Annotated in this window: 19 protein-coding genes; 10 read left to right on the top strand and 9 right to left on the bottom strand. The window is 73.9% G+C overall.

Features of this window, described 5'->3' with window-relative positions:
* A partial coding sequence (locus QT381_RS10045; RefSeq protein WP_289248796.1) for an ISL3 family transposase occupies nt 1–783 on the bottom strand: 783 nt, incomplete at its 3' end.
* A 98-nt stretch (nt 784–881) separates the two neighbouring features.
* Between QT381_RS10045 and QT381_RS10040 the strand changes: the two genes are divergently transcribed.
* On the top strand, nt 882–1,148 hold the full coding sequence (locus QT381_RS10040) for an ATP-binding protein (protein WP_289248795.1): 267 nt from the start codon (nt 882–884) through the stop codon (nt 1,146–1,148).
* A gap of 483 nt (nt 1,149–1,631) precedes the next feature.
* Here QT381_RS10040 and rocD read toward each other — a convergent pair whose 3' ends face one another.
* Entirely contained in the window at nt 1,632–2,909 is a 1,278-nt protein-coding gene (rocD, locus tag QT381_RS10035) for an ornithine--oxo-acid transaminase (protein ID WP_289248794.1), read from the bottom strand.
* Nucleotides 2,906–3,754 (bottom strand): dimethylargininase, encoded by an 849-nt coding sequence (gene ddaH / locus QT381_RS10030; RefSeq protein ID WP_289248793.1) that lies wholly within the window; start codon nt 3,752–3,754, stop codon nt 2,906–2,908. The genes rocD and ddaH overlap by 4 nt, the downstream gene beginning before the upstream one ends.
* A 105-nt stretch (nt 3,755–3,859) precedes the next feature.
* On the opposite strand from ddaH, the gene QT381_RS10025 reads away from it, so the two are divergent.
* Complete coding sequence (locus QT381_RS10025; RefSeq protein ID WP_289248792.1) at nt 3,860–4,297, top strand: Lrp/AsnC family transcriptional regulator; 438 nt, start codon at nt 3,860–3,862, stop codon at nt 4,295–4,297.
* Nucleotides 4,298–4,316: 19 nt separating this feature from the next.
* Here the strand turns inward: QT381_RS10025 and QT381_RS10020 are convergent, their stop codons facing one another.
* From QT381_RS10020 to QT381_RS10010, 3 genes are all read right to left on the bottom strand, one after another.
* A complete protein-coding gene (locus tag QT381_RS10020) occupies nt 4,317–5,303 on the bottom strand; it encodes an MBL fold metallo-hydrolase (protein WP_289248791.1) in 987 nt (328 codons plus the stop codon).
* Nucleotides 5,304–5,377: 74 nt separating this feature from the next.
* Entirely contained in the window at nt 5,378–6,226 is an 849-nt protein-coding gene (locus tag QT381_RS10015; protein WP_289248790.1) for an aldo/keto reductase, read from the bottom strand.
* 100 nt (nt 6,227–6,326) lie between these two features.
* Entirely contained in the window at nt 6,327–9,938 is a 3,612-nt protein-coding gene (locus QT381_RS10010) for a bifunctional proline dehydrogenase/L-glutamate gamma-semialdehyde dehydrogenase (protein ID WP_289248789.1), read from the bottom strand.
* 84 nt (nt 9,939–10,022) lie between these two features.
* On the opposite strand from QT381_RS10010, the gene QT381_RS10005 reads away from it, so the two are divergent.
* From QT381_RS10005 to QT381_RS09990, 4 genes are all read left to right on the top strand, one after another.
* The gene (locus QT381_RS10005) at nt 10,023–10,913 is read left to right on the top strand and encodes a LysR substrate-binding domain-containing protein (protein WP_289248788.1); all 891 of its coding nucleotides are present in this window, start codon (nt 10,023–10,025) and stop codon (nt 10,911–10,913) included.
* A 10-nt stretch (nt 10,914–10,923) separates the two neighbouring features.
* Nucleotides 10,924–11,571 carry a MarR family winged helix-turn-helix transcriptional regulator gene (locus QT381_RS10000; RefSeq protein WP_289248787.1) on the top strand — a complete coding sequence of 216 codons (648 nt, stop codon included), beginning with the start codon at nt 10,924–10,926 and terminating at the stop codon, nt 11,569–11,571.
* Entirely contained in the window at nt 11,568–13,433 is a 1,866-nt protein-coding gene (locus tag QT381_RS09995) for a phytoene desaturase family protein (RefSeq protein WP_289248786.1), read from the top strand. The genes QT381_RS10000 and QT381_RS09995 overlap by 4 nt, the downstream gene beginning before the upstream one ends.
* 83 nt (nt 13,434–13,516) lie before the next feature.
* A complete protein-coding gene (locus tag QT381_RS09990; protein WP_289248785.1) occupies nt 13,517–14,878 on the top strand; it encodes an FAD-binding oxidoreductase in 1,362 nt (453 codons plus the stop codon).
* 181 nt (nt 14,879–15,059) lie between these two features.
* Here the strand turns inward: QT381_RS09990 and QT381_RS09985 are convergent, their stop codons facing one another.
* On the bottom strand, nt 15,060–15,605 hold the full coding sequence (locus QT381_RS09985; RefSeq protein WP_289248802.1) for an acyl-CoA thioesterase: 546 nt from the start codon (nt 15,603–15,605) through the stop codon (nt 15,060–15,062).
* A gap of 89 nt (nt 15,606–15,694) precedes the next feature.
* Here QT381_RS09985 and QT381_RS09980 point away from each other — a divergent pair, with 89 nt between their 5' ends.
* Nucleotides 15,695–16,372 (top strand): PhzF family phenazine biosynthesis protein, encoded by a 678-nt coding sequence (locus QT381_RS09980; protein ID WP_289248784.1) that lies wholly within the window; start codon nt 15,695–15,697, stop codon nt 16,370–16,372.
* Between the two features lie 192 nt (nt 16,373–16,564).
* Nucleotides 16,565–17,452, top strand: coding sequence for an endonuclease domain-containing protein (locus QT381_RS09975; protein ID WP_289248783.1), 888 nt, complete (start codon nt 16,565–16,567; stop codon nt 17,450–17,452).
* Between the two features lie 160 nt (nt 17,453–17,612).
* On the opposite strand, the gene QT381_RS09970 is transcribed toward QT381_RS09975, so the two are convergent.
* Nucleotides 17,613–18,617, bottom strand: a complete 1,005-nt coding sequence (locus QT381_RS09970) for a DNA-3-methyladenine glycosylase family protein (RefSeq protein ID WP_289248782.1) — start codon at nt 18,615–18,617, stop codon at nt 17,613–17,615.
* Between the two features lie 136 nt (nt 18,618–18,753).
* The gene (locus QT381_RS09965; protein ID WP_289248781.1) at nt 18,754–19,068 is read right to left on the bottom strand and encodes a DUF4190 domain-containing protein; all 315 of its coding nucleotides are present in this window, start codon (nt 19,066–19,068) and stop codon (nt 18,754–18,756) included.
* A gap of 137 nt (nt 19,069–19,205) precedes the next feature.
* On the opposite strand from QT381_RS09965, the gene QT381_RS09960 reads away from it, so the two are divergent.
* Together QT381_RS09960 and QT381_RS09955 are read left to right on the top strand one after the other, a co-directional pair.
* The gene (locus QT381_RS09960; RefSeq protein WP_289248780.1) at nt 19,206–20,231 is read left to right on the top strand and encodes a 6-phosphofructokinase; all 1,026 of its coding nucleotides are present in this window, start codon (nt 19,206–19,208) and stop codon (nt 20,229–20,231) included.
* Nucleotides 20,232–20,273: 42 nt separating this feature from the next.
* Complete coding sequence (locus tag QT381_RS09955) at nt 20,274–21,290, top strand: MDR family oxidoreductase (protein ID WP_289248779.1); 1,017 nt, start codon at nt 20,274–20,276, stop codon at nt 21,288–21,290.
* The last annotated feature ends 22 nt before the right edge of the window (nt 21,291–21,312 follow it).

Here is a 21,312-nt window from a genome sequence, read left to right as displayed (position 1 = left end):
GGCGAGCTGGACGACATGGAACGGGTCCATCACCTCCACCGCGTCCGGCAACGCTTCGGCGGCGGCGGTCTTGAATCCGGTGAACCCGTCCATCGCGACCACCTCGATCCCGTCCCGGAATGCCTGCGGCTGCGCGTTCAGCCAGCTCCGGAACACGGCCTTGGAGCGGCCCTCGACCATGTCAAGCAGCCGGGCCGGGCCGCGGCGCTCCTTCACCGGGGTGAGGTCGATGATTACCGTCACGTAGCGGTCCCCGAGCCTGGTGTGCCGCCATGCGTGCTCATCGACGCCGATCACGGTGACCGAATCGAAGCGGTCCGGGTCGCTGATCAGCAGCCTGCGGCCCTCGTCGAGGACGGCCTTGTTCGCGGTCGCCCACGACACCCCGAGTCGGGCCGCGACACGGCTGACCGTGAGGTGGTCCACGACCAGCGCGGCCAGCGCCCAGCCCAACGCGCCTCGCGACAGCTTCGATCTCGGCTCCGCTGCCTGCGCGATGTCCTGTCGCCAGGAGCGTCCGCAGCCGGTGCACCGCCAGCGGGGCACCCTCACCAGCAAGGTCGTGGGCCGACCGCCGAACGGCACGTGCGCGAGTACGCGCACGTCCGTCCCGCGGGATGCGCCCTCGGCCCCGCACTGCTGGCACCACGGATCCGGATCAGCCACCCGGCACTCCAGAACCGCGCAGAACGCATCGATCCGCTGCCCCACGACGACGAGGCCGAGCTCATCAAGGCGGCAGAAGACAGTCAGATCGGCAGGGGCGAAGGTAGCGTGGGACACGTCGAGGTCTTTCTCGGATGGTGAGCGTGAAGAACTTCCATCCTGGAAGACCTCGACCCCGTTCCGACCCACGACGCGCTACCCACCTACCCCCTTGATTGCGAAGAGCCGACATAGGCCTGCTCGACGTTGGAGCCGACGCCGCCGAAGGCCTCTACCGGCTCGTCGACGCCGCATACGAGAAACGCTCCATCGCGATCTCCTCCAACCTGCACCCCGCAGGGTTCGACGAGCTCATGCCCAAGACCCTCGCGACCGCGACCGTCGATCGGCTGCTCCACCACGCGCACATCTGCCAAACCTCGGGCGACTCGATCCGGCTCACCCAAGCCCTCGCCGGAAACGGAGTCACCAAGATGAGCTAACCGCGCACGACTGCTTCATGGCCGACGCCACCAATCCCTGGTGGGCAGATCTGTTGGCCATGACCGGGCAGTTCCCGTGGCCACCAGCGGGCAACTCTGCTGACCACCCACGGGCAGTTCGAATTGGCCATTGACACGCGAGCAACTTCGTCACGCGCTCCTCGACCAGCGGGGGCGGGGGCCCGATCCCTCCGCGCCGCGCGCTCCTCGACCAGCGGGGGCGGGGGCCCGATCCCTCCGCTGGTCGAGGAGCCCGCGAGCACAGCGAGCCGGCGTCTCGAGACCACCCACCCCAGAGCCCCCGATGGTCTCGAGACGCGAGCGACTTCGTCGCGCGCTCCTCGACCAACGAGGGCGGGATCACTGATGGTCTCGAGACGCGAGCGACTCCGTCGCGCGCTCCTCGACCAACGAGGGCGGGATCACTGATGGTCTCGAGACGCGAGCGACTCCGTCGCGCGCTCCTCGACCAACGAGGGCGGGTCAGGCGCGCAGCTCGTCGAGCACCGCGGCGAGCTGGTCGACCGCGAAGCGCAGGTCGTGCTCGGTCGCGACGATCGGCGGCGCGAAGCGGATGGTGCTGCCGTGCGTGTCCTTGACGAGCACGCCGCGCCCGGCGAGCAGCTCGCACACGCGCCGCCCGGTCGCGAGAGACGGATCGATGTCGACGCCGACCCACAGGCCCGCGCCGCGCGTGCGCAGCACGCCCCGCCCGACGAGCGACTCGAGCCCCACGCGCAGCACGGCGCCGAGCTCGCGCGCCCGCGCCTGCGGCTCACCCGTCGCGAGCATCCGCACGACCGCGAGTCCGACCGCCGCCGCGAGCGGGTTGCCGCCGAACGTCGAGCCGTGCTCGCCGGGCCGCAGCACGCCGAGCACGTCGGCGTCGCCGACGACCGCCGACACCGGCACGATGCCGCCGCCGAGCGCCTTGCCGAGCAGGTAGAGGTCGGGCACGACGCCGACGTTGTCGCACTGGAACGTCGCACCCGTGCGGCCGAGGCCCGACTGGATCTCGTCCGCGATGAGCAGCACGTTCGCGTCACGCGTGATCGACCGCACACGCGGCAGGAAGTCCGCGGGCGGCACGACGATGCCGGCCTCGCCCTGGATGGGCTCGACGAGCACGGCGACCGTGTCCGGCGTGATCGCGGCGGCCATGGCATCCGCGTCGCCGTACGGCACGGAGACGAACCCCGGCGTGTACGGACCGAAATCGGCCCGCGCCTCCGGGTCGTTCGAGAAGCTGATGATCGTCGTCGTGCGGCCGTGGAAGTTGCCGTCCATGACGACGATCTCGGCGCGCTCGGGAGCGACGCCCTTCACCCGATAGCCCCACGCGCGCGCGACCTTGATGCCCGACTCGACCGCCTCGGCGCCCGTGTTCATCGGCAGCACCATGTCCTTGCCGGCGAGCGCCGCGAGCTCCGCCGCGAAGGGCCCGAGCCGGTCGTTGTGGAACGCGCGGCTCGTGAGCGTGATCCGGTCGAGCTGCTCCCTCGCCGCCGCGACGAGCACCGGATGCCCGTGCCCGAAGTTCACCGCGGAGTACGCGGCGAGGCAGTCCAGGTAGCGGCGGCCGTCGACATCCGTCACCCAGGCGCCCTCGCCGTGGCTGACGACGACGGGGAGCGGGTGGTAGTTGTGGGCGAGGTGCTCGGTGTAGGCGGGGTCGACTCCGGTTGCGTCGTCCGAAGGGGCGGCCGGCGCCGTTCGCGCGTCGACCACCTCGGTCGGGTGGAGGGTGTCGTGGCGCGTCATCGGCGGAGCTCCAGGGTGCAGCACTTCACGCCGCCGCCGCCGCGCAGCAGCTCCGAGAGGTCGAGGCCGATCGGGTTGTAGCCGCGCGCGCGCAGGTCGCGCTCGAACGTCGTGGCGCGGCTCGCGATGACGACGTTGTGGCCGTCGCTGAAGCTGTTCAGGCCGAGCCAGGCGGCGTCCTCCTCGGTCGCGAGCACCGCATCCGGGAACAGCTCGCGCAGGATGCCGAGCGAGCGCTCGTCGAACGCGCTCGGCAGATAGGCGATGTTCGCGTCGGGGCCGTCGGAGGAGAGCACCGCGATCGCCGTGTCGAGGTGGTAGAAGCTCGGGTTGATCAGCTGGAGGCTGACGACCTCGCGGCCGAAGATGCTCGCGACCTCCGCGTGCGAGTCGGACGCGCTGCGGAACCCCGTGCCGGCCAGGATGCGGTCGCCGACGAGCAGGAAGTCGCCCTCGCCCTCGTTCACCTCCGCCGGCTCGCGCACATCGAGGCCGGCCGCGCGGAACCAGTCCATGTAGGCGGGGCCCTCGGGCTGGCGCTCGGGGTAGGTGAAGCGGGCGCCGTACGCGATGCCGTCGACCACGAAACCGCCGTTCGCGGCGTAGACCATGTCGGGCAGTCCCTCGATCGGGTCGATGAGGCGCACGTCGAAGCCGAGGTCGAGGTAGGTGCGGTGCAGCGTCTCCCACTGCGCGACCGCGAGCGCGGTGTCGGTCGGCTGCTGCGGGTGCATCCAGGGGTTGATGCGGTACGACACGGTGAAGAAATCGGGGCGGCACATGAGCACCGTGCGCGTCGTCGCGGATCGGGCGGGCAGGGTGGCGGCGGGCTCGGTCAACGTCATGCCGCCCAGTCTCACACGCACCGATCCGGGGTTGTCGTGCCCGGTGCGCAGTGTTCCGGCGCGTAACTCGGCGTGCACGCAAGAAATCGCCGATAGGCTCGGTCCATGGACGCTCTCGACTACGGCATCATCGACCAGCTCCGCCTGAACGCCCGCGCGGGCTACGGCGACATCGGCGACGTGGTCGGGCTGTCGGCATCCGCGGTCAAACGGCGCGTCGACCGGCTCGTGGCCGACGGGGTCATCCGCGGCTTCACCATCCAGGTCGACCCGGCGGTCGACGGGCTGGGCACCGAGGCCTACGTCGAGCTGTTCTGCCGGGGCACCGTGGCGCCCGACGAGCTGCGCCGCATCCTGTCGAGCGTGCCGGAGGTCGTCGACGCCGGCACCGTCACGGGCTCGGCGGATGCCATCGTGCACATGCGGTCGCGCGACATCCCCTCGCTCGAGGACGCCCTCGAACGCGTGCGCCTCGCCCCGAACGTCGACCACACCCGCAGCGCCATCGTGCTCAGCCGCCTCATCCACCGCACGAGCGACTGAGCGGGGTGGCCCGCGCAGCTCAGGACGGGGCGCCGAGCAGCTCGCGGTGCATCGCCGTCTGGCCGACCGCGCTGAACGCGGTCGCGCCGTGCAGGTTCTCCCAGCCGCCCGTCCACTCGATGCGGCTCGCGAGCTCCCACACGGTGGCCGCCGGGTCGGCCTCCGCCGCCGCGCGCACCTGATCGCCGCGCGATCGGTGGTGGGCCGCGAGCTGCGCGCACCGCGTGGCGAGGCCGCGGAAGCGGAATCCGTGTCCCGGAAGCACCTCGTAGTCGCCGAGGGCCGCGAGGCGCGCGAGCGAGCGCTCGTAGTCGGCGATCGGATTGCTGTCCGAGCGACCGCCGAGGCCGATTCCGGGATTCTCCGTCGGCAGCACGGTGTCGCCGGTCATCACCAGGCACTCGTCGTCGATGACGAGCGCGAGCGAGCCCGAGGTGTGCCCGGGCACGTGCATCACCCGCACGTCGCGGCCCGCGATGTCGAGGCGGTCGCCGTCCTCGAGGAGCACGTCGGCGGGCGGCGGCGGCGCGTCCACGAGCGCCGTCGGGATCGCGCGCGCGAGCTCGGCCCGCCGGTGCTCGGGCACGCCCCAGCGCTCGAACCGGTCGGAGTAGTCGACGTCGTGGCCCACGCGCAGCGTCTCGTCGAGCGCCTCCTGCTCGGCGCGGTGCAGGCCGAGCGGCACGCCGCGCGACGTGAACCGGCCGGCCATGCCGATGTGATCGGGATGCATGTGGCTCACGACGACGCTCCGCACGTGGCGCGCCCGGAAGCCGATCGTCGACAGCGCGAACCGCAGCGCGCCCCAGTTGTCCTCGGAGTCGGACCCGGGGTCGACGATGTGCACGCCGCCCGCCTCGTCGGCGATCGCGTAGGCGAAGCTGTACGGCAGCCGCCCGCGGGTCAGCGGCATCGGGAGCGCCCAGATGCCGTCGCGCACGGCCTCGATCTCGGGCACGGTGTGCTCGGCCGTCGCGACCTGCTGCGACCTGCTCGTCGGCTGCATGGGTCCCCCAACCCGGTTCACCGATCGTCGGACCGGTGTACCTCGATGGTACGGGCTGCGCGCGCCGGCCGGGCTCAGTGGCCGGTGCGGTCCGAGTCCACGCCCGCGCCGGGGCCGAGCGCGAGCGTTGCCAGCTGCTCGAGGTCGGCGGCGCTCAGGTCGAAGGAGAACACGTCGAGGTTCTGCCGCATCCGTTCCGGGTTCTTCGACTTGGGGATCGGCACGAGCCCGGCCTGCACGTGCCAGCGCAGCACGACCTGGCCGGGCGTCACGTCGAGCCGCGAGGCGATGCCGGTGATGAGCGGATGCGCGAGCAGGTCCGTCGCGCCGGCCCCGCCGCCGAGCGGCGACCACGAGCTCGTGACGATGCCGTGCTCGGCGTCGAACGCGCGGTGGTCCTCGCGCGTGATGGTCGGGTCGAGCTGGATCTGGTTGACCGCCGGGGTGAGCCCCGTGCCGTCGATGAGGGTGCGCAGGTGCGCGGGCTTGAAGTTGCTGACGCCGATCGAGCGGGTGAGCCCGGCATCCTGCAGCTTCTTGAAGGTGCGGAAGGTGCTCGCGAACTTCCCGCGCTTCGGCAGCGGCCAGTGGATGAGCAGCAGGTCGACGTAGTCGAGGCCGAGCCGCTCGAGGCTGTCCTCGAGGCCCGCGATCGCCCGGTCGTCGCCCTGGTAGCCGCCGTCGAGCTTCGTCGTGACGAAGAGCTCCTCCCGCGGCACGCCGGCGCCGCGCACGCCGCGGCCGACACCGCGCTCGTTGCCGTACTTCGCCGCCGTGTCGATGTGCCGGTAGCCGAGGCCGATCGCGGTCGCGACCGCCTCCTCGGCCTCGCGGTCCTTGAGCGGCCAGGTGCCGAGGCCGAGCTGCGGGATCGAGCGGCCGTCGTCGAGCGGGATGAGGGGTGCGAGCGGAGCGGATGCCATGGCTCCATCCTGCCCCGACCCGCTGGCGGGGAAGGCCGGCCACGGGCGCCGGCGCGCCTCCCCCAGCCACCAGCGAGACGCCGCCGGCGCGCCTCCTCGTTCAGCCGACGAGGTCGCCGGGCAGGAGGGCTTCGAACGGCGGGTACGGGTTGCCGAAGCGGTGGCTCGTGATCGATATCGCCTGCTCGCGCAGGAACGGCAGCAGCTCCACCCGCCCCGCGGTCGTGACCTCGTCGGCGTACACGGCGACGTCGGCACGCCCGCCGAGCGCCACGGCGAGCGCTCGCGCGTCCCCGCCGATGAGACGGATGCGACCGGGCGCCTCGCGCGCGACGCGCGCCCGGAACGCGGCATCCGTCTCGATCTCGACGGGGAGCCGCGCGAGTGCGCCGCTCATCCGGATGCCCGACGACACCTCGACCGCCGCGCCCGCGAGCAGAGCCGCCGCGAGCACGCGCACGAGGTCGCGCAGCATCCCGCGCTCGCTCAGCCGCACCCGCACGGCGCCCTCGAACGGCCGGTAGCGCAGCACGTTGCGCTCGACGCCGAGCGCCGAGACGTCGCGGGCGACGCCGAACTCCGCGTCCCAGGCCGCCCGGTCGCTCCGGGCCCCGCGGCGCACGACGTCGAAGTCGTCGAACGAGAGCTCGGGGGCGGCGTCGTCGAGCAGCCGGGCGATCAGCGGGCCGAGCCCCTCGGCGTCGAACGAGTCGGCCGGGGCGGCCGGCACCGCGTGCCACGAGCCGAGCGTCGGGAGGTGGTTCGGCCCGCCGGCCTTCGCCGAGGCGCCGACCGTCGAGCGCTTCCAGCCGCCGAACGGCTGGCGCCGCACGATCGCCCCGGTCGTGCCGCGGTTCACGTAGAGGTTGCCGGCCTCGACGTTGTCGAGCCAGTGCGCGACCTCGTCCGGGTCGAGGGAGTGCAGCCCGGCGGTGAGCCCGTACGCGGGCGCGTTCTGCAGCGCGATCGCCTCGTCGAGCGTCGCCGCCGTCATGATGCCGAGCACGGGCCCGAAGTACTCGGTGAGGTGGAACTCGCTGCCCGGCGCGACCCCGAGGCGGATGCCGGGGGTCCAGAGCCGGCCGCCGGCCGCGGCACCGTCGACAGGCTCGGGCAGCGGGCGGGGCCCGGGCACCGCGGGCGGCCCAGGCAGCGGGCGGGGCTCGACGAGCCACGACTGCCCCGGCTCGAGGGTCGTGAGCGCGCGCAGCAGTTTGCCGCGCGGCGCCTCGATGACCGGACCCAGGTGCGTGAGCGGATCGGATGCCGGCCCGACACGCAGCGTGCGCACGCTGTCGACGAGCTGCCGGCGGAACCGCTCCGACCGGGCCACCGACCCGACCAGGATGACGAGGGATGCGGCCGAGCACTTCTGGCCGGCGTGTCCGAACGCGCTTCTCACGACATCCGCGACGGCGAGGTCGAGGTCGGCCGAGGGCGTCACGACGATCGCGTTCTTGCCGCTCGTCTCGGCGACGAGCGGCAGGTCGGGGCGCCAGGAGCGGAACAGCTCGGCCGTCTCGTACGCCCCGGTGAGGATCACGCGGCCGACCGCCGGATGCGCGATGAGCCGGCGCCCCAGCTCGCCCTCGGCCACGTCGACGAGCGTGAGCACCTCGCGCGGGATGCCCGCCGCCCAGAGCGCCTCGACGAGCACCGCGGCGCACCGGCGGGCCTGCGGCGCGGGCTTCAGCACGACGGACGCGCCCGACGCGAGCGCCGCCAGGACGCCGCCGGCGGGGATCGCGACCGGGAAGTTCCACGGCGGCGCGACGACGATGAGCCGGGCCGGCTCGAACCGTGCGCCCTCGACGCGCTCGAGCTCGATCGCGCGTCCCGCGTAGTAGTGGGCGAAGTCGATCGCCTCGCTCACCTCGACGTCGCCCTCGGCGATGATCTTGCCGGTCTCCGCCGCCATCACCTCGACGAGGCGCCCGCGGTAGGCGGCGAGCGTCTCCCCCGCCGCGTGCAGCAGCGCCGCGCGCTCGGCGGCGCCGCGGGCGGACCAGCCGACGGATGCCGCGCGCGCGTCCGCCACGAGGCGCTCGACCGCATCCGTCGTCGTCACGCGCGCCGCGGCGATCGTGTCGGCGCCGAGGGTCGAGCCGGGGACGCGCCCGAGCACGGCGCGCCCCCAGGCGCGGTTCGCGGCGAGCGCCGGATCGGTGTCGGGCTCGTTGGCGAAGTCGGTGCCCGACAGCTCGGCGATGGTCGCCACGGCGGTGCGATCCTGCGTGCGGTTCGGGGCGGGGGCGGCCACGCCCTCCTCGGCGAGCGCCGCGAGCGACGCGAGGAACCGGTCGCGCTCGCGAGCGAAGAACGCCGGATCGTCCAGGTCGAACACGGCCGACATGAAGTTGTCCGGGCTCGCGTTCTCCTCGAGCCGGCGGATGAGGTACGCGACGCCCGAGTCGAACTCGCGCGGGTGCACCACGGGCGTGTAGAGCAGCAGGCCGCCGACGTCGCGCCGCACCGCCCGCGCCTGCCCGGTCGCCATGCCGAGCAGCATCTCGAACTCGACGCGCGACTCGACGCCGCGGTCGATCGCGAGCAGCCAGGCGTGCGCGACGTCGAACAGGTTGTGACCCGCGACGCCGATGCGCACCGCGTCGGCGCGCTCGGGCGTGAGCGCCCAGTCGAGCACGCGCTTGTAGTTCGCATCCGCCTCGACCTTGCTGCCGACGGTCGCGAGCGGCCAGCCGTGCACGGTCGCGTCGACGTGCTCCATGGCGAGGTTCGCGCCCTTGACGACCCGCACCTTGATGCTCGCGCCGCCGGCCGCGCGCCGCGCCCGCGCCCATCCGGTCAGGCGCTGCAGGGCGCCGAGCGCATCGGGCAGGTAGGCCTGCAGCACGATGCCCGCCTCGAGCTCGTGCACCTGCGGCTGGTCGAGCAGGCGCGTGAAGACCTCGATGGTGAGATCGAGGTCCTTGTACTCCTCCATGTCGAGGTTGATGAACTTCGGCGTCGGAGCGGAGGCGGCCAGCTCGTAGAGCGGGGTGAGGCGCTCCACGACCTGCGCCACGGTCTCGTCGTAGGCCCACATCGAGAGCTGGCTCACGATGCTCGACACCTTGATCGAGACGTAGTCGACGTCGTCGCGCGCGAGCAGCGCCCGCGTGCCCGCGAGACGGCGATCGGCCTCCGCCTGCCCGAGCACGGCCTCGCCGAGCAGGTTGACGTTGAGACGCACGGATGCGGCGCCCGCCGCGCCCGGGGTCGCGTCACCCGTGCGCAGGCGGGCGATGGCGGCGCCCAGCTTCGCGTCGCTCGCGTCGATCACGAGGTGACCCACCATCCGTCGCAGCACGCCGCGCGCGATCGGCACGACCGGCCACGGCAGGGCCGGCGCGACCGCCCCGCCGAGCGCGATGAGGGCGCGCAGGTGCCACGGCAGGAAGCGCGGGATGCGACGGGCGAGCCGCCCGAGCTCGCGGCCTGCGACGCGGAGGTCCTCCGGGCGCACCACGCGGTCGACGAAGCCGATCGTGAAGTCGAGGCCCGCGGGGTCGCGCAGCACGCCCGCGAGGCGTGCCGCGCTGGGGTCGGCCGGCGCGTCGGCGCTCTCCCGCAGCCAGCGCTGCACGGTCGCGATGGTCCGCGCTGCGCGATCCGCCTGCTCCCCTGCCACGACGCCGAGCTGCCCTGGATCGCGGGTGTTCGGCCCGTGCGACCCGCGATCCAGGGCCACTCGGCGTTCGGGATTCGTCATGGGGCCAGTCTGCGCCGTCGCATCCGTTCAGGAGAAGCGATTCTTTTCGCACGATTCTGTTCAGTGATGCTTCACAATGGGCGGATGCTCGACCTGCGCCGCCTCCGCCTGCTCCGCGAGCTCAAGCTGCGCGGCACGGTCGGCGCTGTCGCCGCCGCGCTGTCGTTCTCGCCGTCGGCCGTGTCGCAGCAGCTCGCCCTGCTCGAACGGGAGGCGGGCGTCGCGCTGCTCACCCGCGTCGGACGTCGCCTGCAGCTCACTCCCGCGGCCGAGGTGCTCGTCGAGCACACCGCGGCCCTGCTCGAGCGCGTCGAGCTCATGGAGTCCGAGCTCGTCGGCGCGACGACCGCGGTCGGCGGCACCGTGCGCCTCGCCGTGTTCCAGTCGGCCGTGCTCGGCCTGCTGCCGCGGGCGCTCACCGAGCTGCGGCAGCGGCATCCGTCGCTCCGCGTCGAGGTCGTGCAGCGCGAACCCGAGCACGCGCTCTTCGAGGTGTGGGCACGCGACTTCGACCTCGTCGTCGCCGAGCAGTACCCGGCGCACACCGCCCCGCGCCAGCCCGAGCTCGACCGCGTGCCGCTGCTGCGCGACGAGCTGCGCCTCGCCGGCGCGCCCTCGCTGACGGATGCCGCGGACCTGCCCTGGGCGATGGAACCGCGCGGCACGGCGAGCCGCCATTTCGCCGAGCAGGTCTGCCGTCAGGCCGGGTTCGAGCCCGACGTGCGGTTCGAGACCGCGGACCTGCAGGCGCACATCCGTCTCGTCGAGTCCGGCAACGCGTGCGCGATCCTGCCCGACCTGGTGTGGGGCGTCGACGCGCCGACGGTCGCGCTCGTCTCGCTGCCCGGCCGGCCGCACCGCGACGTGTTCACGAGCGCGCGGCTCTCGAGCGCCGACCGCCCGGCCATCGTCGCGGTGCGCAGCGTGCTGGCCGGGCTCGCCGGTTCCCGGTGGAGGACGCATCGCCCGACTTAGAATCGTCGCCATGGTCGACAGCCCGCACGCTGCCTCGCCGGTGAGCTCCGATGAGTGGGCGATCTGGCGCGCCTTCACGGACATGCGCCGCGGCCTCGACCTCGCCCTCGAGAACCAGCTGCAGCGGGACGCCGACATCTCCGGCGCCGACTACGCCGTGCTCATCTCTCTGCTCCAGGCACCCGATCGCCAGCTGCGCGTCGGCGACCTCGGCCGCACGCTGCTGTGGGAGAAGAGCCGCGTCTCGCACCAGGTGAGCCGGATGGAGCGCCGCGGGCTCGTCGAGCGCCGCGACTGCGCATCGGATGCCCGCGGCACCTGGGTCGGGATCACGCCGGCGGGCGGCCGGGCGGCTCTGCGCGCGACGCGGGAGCACGGCCCCACGCTGCGCCGGCTGTTCTTCGATCTCGTCACCCCGGAGCAGCTCGCCGCCATCGGAGCCGCCTCCGAGCGGGTGCTCGAGGCGCTCCAACCGGCGACGGATGCCGCGTGCGAGGCCGCGGAGGCGGCCGACGTCGAGGGGTCCGAGACATCCGGGGCCGGCAGGGTCGCGGGGCCCGAGGTCGCGGGGCCCGAGGTCGCGCGGGCCGAGGTCGCGCGGGCCGAGGCATCCGCGGCCGACGAGCGGGTCGACGACCGAGCCGACGCGCGCACGTGACCGAGCACCACGACGTCGTCATCGTCGGCGGTGGCCACAACGGGCTCACCGCCGCCGCCTACCTCGCGAGCGCCGGCCGCTCGGTGCTGCTGCTGGAGCGCTCGAGCGTGCTCGGCGGCGCCGCGATATCCGCGCCCGCGTTCCCGGGGCTCGACGCGCGGCTCTCGCGGTACTCGTATCTCGTGTCGCTGCTGCCGCAGCGCATCGTCCACGATCTCGGGCTCGACATCCGGCTGGTGCGGCGGCGCTACTCGTCCTACACGCCGCGGCCCGGCACCGACACCGGCCTGCTCGTCGACACGCTCGACCCGACCTCGCTCGGCAGCGAGGCTCTCGCCTGGACGCGCTTCTACGACCGCACGTCGCGCCTCGCGCAGGCGCTGTTCCCGACCGTGACCGAGCCGCTGCTGCGGCGCAGCGAGGCCCGCGCGCTCGTCGCCGACGACACCGCGTGGGCGACGCTCGTCGACGAGCCGATCGGCGCGACGATCGAACGCGAGTTCGCCGACGACCTCGTGCGCGGCGTCGCGCTCACCGACGCGCTCATCGGCACGTTCGCCCCGAACGTCGACCCGACGCTCGCCGGCAACCGGTGCTTCCTCTACCACGTCATCGGCGGCGGCACCGGCGACTGGGACGTTCCGGTCGGCGGCATGGGCGCGGTCACCGGCGAGCTCGCGCGTGCCGCCCGTCGCGCCGGAGCCCGGCTCGAGACGGATGCCGAGGTCACCGCGATCACGCCCGACGGCGACGTCACGGTGCGGCTCCGCGGCGCGGAGCGGACGGTGCACGGCGACGTCGTCCTCGCCAACGTCGCGCCCGCGGTGCTCGCCTCTCTCGTGACGCACCCGCCGACCGAGTACCAGCCTCATCCGCTGGTTGAGGAGCCCGCGCACCCGCCGGTTGAGGAGCCCGCACTTCCGCCGGTTGAGGAGCCCGCGAGCGCAGCGAGCCGGCGTCCCGAAACCACCACAGCCCCGTCGTCGACCGAGTGGTCTCGAGACGCGTCCTCGCCACGCTCGGGCACTCCTCGACCAGCCGAGACCGCCGACGAGCACCCTTTCCCGCCGGTTGAGGAGCCCGCGAGCGCAGCGAGCCGGCGTCCCGAAACCACCACAGCCCCGTCGTCGACCGAGTGGTCTCGAGACGCGTCCTCGCCACGCTCGGGCACTCCTCGACCAGCCGAGACCGCCGGTCCTCGCGAGCACAGCGCGCTCGGCGCACAGGTCAAGGTCAACCTCCTCCTGTCCCGCCTGCCGGCGCTGCGCGACGCATCCGTCGACCCGGCGCAGGCGTTCGGCGGCACCTTCCACGTGAACGAGACCTGGTCGCAGCTGCAGAGCGCGTACGACGCCGCGTCCGCGGGCACGGTGCCCGAGCCGCTGCCGCTCGAGATCTACTGCCACTCGCTGAGCGACCCGTCGATCCTCGGCCCGGAGCTGCGAGCGAGCGGCGCACAGACCATCACGGTGTTCGGGCTGCACGTGCCCGACGCGCTGCAGGGCGGAGCGGATGCGGCATCCGTGCTCCAGCGCGCAGCGCTCGACTCGCTCGACGCCGTGCTCGGCGAGCCGATCGAGCCGCTGCTGCTCACGGACGCCGACGGCCGGCCGGCGATCGAGACGAAGACGACGCGCGACCTCGAGCGCGCGCTCGCGATGCCCGGCGGCAACATCTTCCACGGCCCGCTCGCGTGGCCGTTCGCCGAGGACGACGCCGAGCTCGCGACCCCGGCCCAGCAGTGGGGCGTGGCGACGGCGTGGCCGCGCATCTTGCTGTGCGGGTCGGGCGCGCAGCGCGGCGGCGCGGTGAGCGGCATCGGCGGGCACAACGCGGCGATGGCGGTGCTCCAGGCCGGCTGACGCTGCCCGGCCGACCCGCTGCCCGGCCGACCCGCTCTCGACGTGCTACCGCGGTGTCGGCCGTGCTCAGTACGCTCGGCGCCATGGTCGATGCTGCCCCTCTCGATGTCCACGCTCTGCGCTCCGCCGTGTCGGGTCCCGTGCTGGTGCCCGGCGAGCCGAGCTTCGCCGAGGAGCTCGAGGGTTTCAACCGCGCGCACACCCACACGCCCGCGGTCGTGGTCGGCGCGACGGATGCGGCTGACGTCGCCGCCGCTGTGCGGTTCGCCCGCGACGCCGGACTGCCGGTGCGCGTGCTCGCGACCGGGCACGGCTCGCACGCGGCGATCGGCGATGGCGTCGTCATCACGACCGGGCGTCTCGACTCCGTCTCCGTCGACGCCGACGCGCGCACCGCGACGGTCGGCGGCGGGGCGAGCTGGGCATCCGTCGTCGCGGCCGCGGCGCCGCACGGTCTCGCGCCCATCGCGGGGTCCGCGCCGACCGTCGGCGTGGTCGGCTACCTGCTCGGCGGCGGCCTCGGCCCGTTCGCCCGCAGCCACGGCTTCTCCTCGGATTTCGTGCGCTCGGCGACCGTCGTGACCGGGACGGGCGACATCGTCCAGGCGAGCGCCGACGCGGATGCCGAGCTGCTCTGGGCCCTCCGTGGCGGCAAGGGCGGACTCGGCGTCGTCGTCTCGATCACGATCGACCTCGTGCCGATGCCCGAGCTGTACGGCGGCAACATCCTGTTCCCGACCGAGGCGATCGCGCCCGTGCTGCGCGCCTGGGCCGCGCTCACGACGGATGCCCCGCCGGAGCTCTCGACGAGCGTCGCGATCGTGCGCTTCCCGCCGATCGAGCAGCTGCCGCCGTTCCTGCGCGGGCAGACGCTGCTCGCGCTGCGGGTCGCCTACCCGGCGGCGGCGTCCGAGGGCGAGCGCCTGATCGCGCCGCTGCGCGCCGTCGCGCCCGCGCTCGCCGACACCGTGCGACCGCTGCGGCTCGACGAGGTCGCGAGCATCCACAACGACCCGACCGACCCGGGCGCGAGCACAACGACGGGCGCGATGCTCGACCTCCTGGATGCGGATGCCGTCGAGGCGCTGCTCGACGTCGCGGGTCCCGGCGAGGAGCTCCGGCTCGTCGCCGTGGAGCTGCGTCATCTCGGCGCGGCGACGCACGAGGACGTCCCGGCCGGCTCCGCGGTCGGCGGACGCGGCGCCGGCTTCACGCTCGCGCTCATCGGCAGCCTGATGCAGCCCGGCGTCGAGGGCGAGGTCGCGGCCGCGACCGACGCGGTGCTCGCGGCGCTCGCCCCCTGGATCTCCGCCGAGACGACGATCAACTTCGCCGGCGCGCCGGTCGACGCGGCCTGGCCCGCGGACGTCCGCACGCACCTCGACGCGGTGCGCCGGCGGGTCGACCCCGACGGCGTGTTCCCATACTGGCCCGCGGGCGCCTGACGCGGTCTCGCGGGCGCCCGACGCAGTCTCGCGGCCCGGCCCGGCGTCGCCCGGCGTCGCCCGGCGTCGCCCTGGCGTCGCCGCGGCGTCCGACCGGCGCCGGCCCGCAGGCGCCCGACCCGCAGGCGCCCGACCCGCAGGCGCCCGACCCGCGAGTCCGGCCGCGCGGGGCGCTCCCGACTCAGGCGCCCCAATCCGCCGGGGCGGGCTGGCGCGTCGACGGGAGCGCGACATCCGCTGCCCAGCGCGCGACCCACTCGGGCAGTACCCGCTCGCCCGGGTCGACGCCGAGCAGCTCCGCGAGCTCGGCCGTCGACACGGTGCCCCCGCCGCGCCGCAGGAACCGCCCGCGCACGACGCCGCGCGCCCACACCTCGCCGTCGACGACGAACTGCTGTTCGAGATACACCGCGCGCTCGTCGTAACCGGCGATGCGGGTTTCGAGCGTGAACGCCTGCCCGCGATCGATCGAGCGCCGGTACGTCATGGTCGAGCTCGCGACCACGGGGTAAACGCGCAGCCGCATCATCCGTCGCCACAGGCCGGCGCGGATCAGGAGGTCGACCCGTCCGAGGTCCATGAGCCCGAGGTAGTTGCCGTTGTTGATGTGACCGAGCGTGTCGATGTCGGTGAGCCGGGCGCGCATCCGGATGCGGCCCACGTCGTGCGCGCCGAGGCGACCGCCGCGACGGCTGCGGATCAGCCAGTAAAGGGTGCGGAAGATCATGTGCACGCGGTCACGCTAGCGACCCGCGCGACCGCGGATCGGCGATTGGCATCTTGTCGACAACGGGTCCGCGCGGGATCGTCGAGGGCATGAGCGGAGCGGTACAAGTCGACGTCGTGCGGGTGTTCACGGATGCCGCGGGCGGCCTCGGCAACGAGCTCGGCGTGATCAGGCAGTGGCCAGCGGGCCGCGAGCAGGAGATCACCGCCGTCCTCGGGTTCAGCGAGTCGGTGTTCGTGAGCGGCATCGCGGACGGGGTCGCGTCGATGCGCATCTTCACGCCGGCCGGGGAGCTGCCGTTCGCGGGGCATCCGTGTGTCGGCGCCGCCTGGTGGGCGGCGTCGCAGGGCACGCCGCTCGTGGCGCTCGACGTCGCCGCCGGCCGGGTCGCCGTGCGCGCGGACGGTGAGCTGACCTGGATCGCCGGACGCGCCGAGTGGACCCCCGACTTCGCGTTCAGCGAGCTGCCGGATGCCGCGGCCGTCGACGCCCTCGACCCCCACGCGTTCACCGAGGGCACGCACTACCTGTGGGCGACGATGCCCGACGGCCGCCTCCGCGCGCGGATGTTCGCGCGGTCGATGGGCATCCTCGAGGATCAGGCGACGGGCGCGGCGGCCGTGCGCCTGACATCCGTGCTCGGCCGGGATCTCGCGATCGTGCAGGGTCTCGGCGCGGAGCTCTTCACGCGCGTGCTCCCCGACGGCTTCGTCGAGGTCGGCGGCCGCACGGCCTTCGACCGGGCGCTGGAGCTCCCCCTCCCCTGACCCTGGCCCTCTTCCCCTGGCCCTCTTCCCCGCTGAGGGGGCGCATTCTGTCGTTATGGGGCGTGCCAGAGCGACAGAATGCGTCCCCTCAACGATCCACACCGCGCGCCCCCCAACGATCCACAATGCGGGATTGTGCACAGATGGGACGGGCGAGCCTGGGCGGCCCGGTGACGGGCGCAAGGTGCGCACATGCGCACACCCCGGCCCCTCCCCACTGAACTCGCCGCCGCACCGTTCCGCGTCGCCGACGCCGAACGGATGGCGCTCCCGCCCGCACGCCTGCGCGCGAGCGACCTCGCGCATCCGTTTCACGGAGTGCGGCTACCGGCACACCTCGGCGAATTCGCCGACCGGTGCCGAGCGGCGCTCCTCGCCGTGCCCGACGACGCGTTCGTGTGCGGACCGTCGGCGGCCCTGCTGTGGGGCGCGCCCCTCGATCGGCGCTGGGAGCGACGCATCGAGATCGACATCGCCCGCCCGGATCCCGAGCGCGCACCGCGCGGGCGCGGCATCGCCGGCCGCTCGCTCACCGTCGGCGACCGCGAGCTCGCCCATCGCCACGGCATCCGGGTCACCTCTCCGTCGCGCACCTGGTGCGATCTGGGTGCCCTGCTCTCGCTCGCCGACCTCGTCGCGGTCGGCGACTACCTCGTGCACTGGCGTCTGCCCCTCAGCACCCGGGATGCTCTGAGGCACGCCGTTCGCACCTCGGGAGTGCGCCGGGGCATCCGGATGCTCCGCGCGGCGCTCCCGCTCATCGATGAGCGGAGCGAGTCGCGACGCGAGTCCATCCTGCGCGTGCTGCTGAGTGCGGCCGGCATCCGCGGGCTGTCGGCGAACCACGAGGTCGTCATCCGCGGCCGGCGCTTCCGGATCGACCTCGCGCTGCCCGATCGGATGGTGGCCATCGAATACCAGGGCGAGTACCACGCCGACCCGGCCCAGCGGCGGCGCGACATGACACGACGCCAGACGCTCGAGTCGGCGGGCTGGTTCGTCATCGAGCTCAATTCCGACGACCTTCGCGACGCAGAGGAACTCGTGCGCCGCGTGCTCCAGGTGCTCGCCCGCCGCTGAGGTGCGCCGCTGCTGCGCTGGTGTGGTGCTGCTGCTGCGCTGGCGCTGCGGCGGCGGCGCTGAGGGGACGCCTCTCGCGGGAATAGCGCGCCACATAACAGCAGGATGCGCCCCCTCAGCGAGTGGGCCAGCGCGCGGCCAGGGCGCGGGCAGCGCTGGGTCAGCGGCTGCGGTGCACGGGCGGGGCGAAGCGCGGGCCGCGGCGCGGGGGGCGTATGCCCGTGGCCTCGACGAGGCGCATCACGCGCTGGCGCTGCCCCGCCCACGGCGCGAGCAGCTCGAGCATGCCGTCGTCGTCGACCACCCGCCCGGCGAGCACCCAGCCGACCGCGGCCGGCAGGTGCGCGTCGCCGACGCTCGGCCGGTCCGGGTCGCCGTGCGAGCGCTGCAGCGTCTCGGCGGCCGTCCACACGCCGATGCCGAGCACGGTGCGCAGCCGTGCTTCCGCGGCGTGCCCCGCGTGAGCGATCGTGCGCTCGAGCCCGTCCGCGGCGGCCGCCGCGCGCATCAGCGTCGCCGCGCGCTGCGGCGTCACGCCCGCGCGGTGCAGCTCCCACGACGGGATGCGCCGCACGACGGATGCCGGCGGGCACGCCCGCATCCCGTCGGGCGCCGGCCCCGGCGCCCGCTCCCCGTGCCGGCGCACGAGCGTGCGCCAGGCGCGCTGCGCCTCGCCGCTCGTGACCTTCTGCTCGAGGATCGCGGGCACGAGCGACTCCCACACGATGCCGGTGCGCGTGAGGCGCAGCCCCGGGCGGCGCCGGCGCGCCTCGACGAGCACGGGGTGCGCCGACACGTCGAGCGCCGACCAGTCGTCGTCGCGACCGAGGAGCGCCGGAACGGATGCCACCGCCCACTCCGCGCCGGATCCCCACGCGGTGGCGACCACGGCATCCGTGCGCTGCTCCAGGTGCAGCGTCGCGACGCCGTGCGGCGTGCGCGTGACGCGCCACACCGCGCGCCCCTCGACGCGGAACGTCGGGTCGTACGCGCCGCGCCGCAGTGGCGCGAGAGTCGCGAGCAGGTCGACGGGCTCGGCCGGACGGTATTCCGTGCGAGCCGACGCTGCCGTCGACGGTGCCGCAGCGGCCGCCGACGACGACGCGGCCGGCGCCGCAGCGGACGCAGCGGCCGCAGTGGACGAGGCCTCGGCGGGCAGGGTCATGCGGCGAGCCTAGGCCGGAACGCCGGACGCAGCAGACGAAACGGGCCGCGGGCCGCTGCTCGACCCGCCGCCGTCAGCGCGCCGCTCGACCCGGGGCCGGCGCCGCCGCCAGCGCGTCGCTCGACCCGCCGCGCGGTCAGTACGTCGTCACGTAGCCCGAGCCGAGCGCTGCCGCGAAGATGACGGCCCAGAGCACCCAGAACAGGATCCAGAGCACGATGAACACGATGCTCAGGATGAGTCCGACCTTCGCGGGAGTGTTCTTGTAACCCGCGGCCTTCGACTGGTTCTGGGCGATGATGCTGACGATCAGCCCGGCGATCGCGAAGACGAACGCGAGCACGAGGCCGACGATGCCGAGCGTCTTGCCCGGGTAGTCGACGCCGACGGGCGGGGGGACGGGCGTACCCGGCGTCGCGGGCGGGGTGGGCTCGGGCGAGTAGGCGGTCATGGGGGGCTCCTCAAGCTGGATGGTGCCTGGACGACGCGACTGTAGCGGCGCACCGCTGTCCACCGATAGGAGTTGTGCACAGATGACCCGCGATGACGAGGCCGGGTCGCGCGATGTGCATGCGGCATGATGGCACCGTGAAGATCGGCATCCTCACGAGCGGCGGCGACGCCCCGGGTCTCAACGCGGTCATCCGCGGCATCGTCTACACCGGCCAGCAGACCGGGCAGTGCGACGACTTCGTCGGCTTCCGCGACGGCTGGCGCGGCGTGACGCAGGGCGACGTGATGCCCATCGGCCGCCGCGAGATCATCGGCATCCACAAGCTCGGCGGCACGATCCTCGGCACGAGCCGCACCAATCCGTTCGAGGGCGGCGGCGTCGCGCGGGTGAACGAGGTCATGGCGGCCCACGGCATCGACGCGCTCGTCGCGATCGGCGGCGAGGGCACCCTCGCCGCGGCGAAGCGGCTCACGGATGAGGGGGTGCGGATCGTGGGCGTGCCCAAGACGATCGACAACGACCTCTCCGCCACCGACTACACGTTCGGCTTCGACACCGCCGTGCAGATCGCGGTCGACGCCATGGACCGGCTGCGCACCACGGGCGACGCCCACGGCCGCTGCATGATCGCCGAGGTGATGGGGCGCCACGTCGGCTGGATCGCGCTGCACTCGGGCATGGCCGCCGGGGCGCACGCCATCCTCATCCCGGAGCGGAAGACGCCGCTCGATCAGATCGTCGGCTGGGTCGAGTCGGCCCGGTCGCGCGGCCGCGCGCCGCTCGTCGTGGTCGCCGAGGGCTTCAGCCTCGACACCATGGACGACGCGCACTCCGAGCGCGGCCTCGACGCGTTCGGTCGTCCGCGTCTCGGCGGCATCGGCGAGCTGCTCGCGCCCCTCATCGAGGAGCGCACGGGCATCGAGACGCGCGCCACGACGCTCGGGCACGTGCAGCGCGGCGGCACGCCGAGCGCCTACGACCGCGTGCTCGCCACCCGCCTCGGCATGGCCGCACTGCACCTCGCGATGAGCGGGCAGTGGGGGCACATGGTCGCGCTGCGCGGCACCGACATCGTGACCGTGCCGTTCACCGAGGCGCTCGGCGCGCTGAAGACCGTGCCCGACGACCGCTACGACGAGGCCCGACTGCTGTTCGGCTGAAACCCGCGGCCGGTCGGCCGCCCGCGATGCTTGGATAGCGCCATGAGCTGGCGTGCCTGGATCGTCCCGGAGAAGGGGGCGCCGGCGGCGCTCGCCGAGCGCACGGATGCGGAACTCGCGCCCGGCGACGTGACCATCGACGTGACGCACTCGAGCGTCAACTTCAAGGACGGGCTCGCGCTCGCCGGCCGTCCGGGCGTCGTGCGCTCGTTCCCGCTCGTCGCCGGCATCGACCTCGTCGGCACGGTGGCAGCGACGGAGCCGGGGGTGGGCGCGGCGGGCGGAACCGCATCCGTCGGCGACCGCGTGCTCGTGAACGGCTGGGGTCTCGGCGAGACGCGCGACGGCGGCCTCGCCGAGCGCGCCCGCGTCGACGCGGACTGGCTCGTGCCGGTGCCCGAGTCGTTATCGAACGGGCAGGCCGCGGCGATCGGCACCGCGGGCTTCACGGCGATGCTCGCGGTGCTCGCGGTCGAGGAGCGCGCCGCGATCTCCGGCTCCGCGCCGGACGGCGGCCTGCCGGTGCTCGTCACGGGCGCGGCGGGCGGCGTCGGCTCGCTCGCGATCGCGCTGCTCGCGCGGCTCGGCTTCCGGGTCACGGCATCCACCGGCCGAGCGGATGCCGAGGGCGGCTACCTGAGCGCGCTCGGCGCCGCGACCGTCATCGACCGGGCGGAGCTCGCACAGCCCGGCAGGCCGCTGCGGACGCCGCGGTTCAGCGCCGTCATCGACTCGGTCGGCGGCGTGACGCTCGCGAACGCGCTCGCGCAGACCGAGTACGACGGGGTCGTCGCGGCGTGCGGGCTCGCCGGCGGCTCGGACCTCCCGGCCACGGTGATGCCGTTCATCCTGCGCGGCGTCTCGCTCGTCGGCATCAACTCGGTCTACTGCCCCGAGCCGCGGAGGCGGGCCGCGTGGCAGCGGCTCGCGACCGACCTCGAGCCGGCTCTGCTCGACCGCATCACGGCGACGGTGCCGCTCGACGAGGCGGGGGCGGTCGCGCAGCGGATCCTCGCCGGCGGGGTGCGCGGACGCACGGTCGTCGCGATCGCAGGCTGAGGCGTCGGCGCGGGTGACGCGC

This window comes from Galbitalea sp. SE-J8 (assembly GCF_030345695.1).
GTDB lineage: Bacteria > Actinomycetota > Actinomycetes > Actinomycetales > Microbacteriaceae > JAUASV01.
Note: the sequence above shows the minus strand (reverse complement) of the source record. Positions and strands in the feature narration are given on the sequence as shown.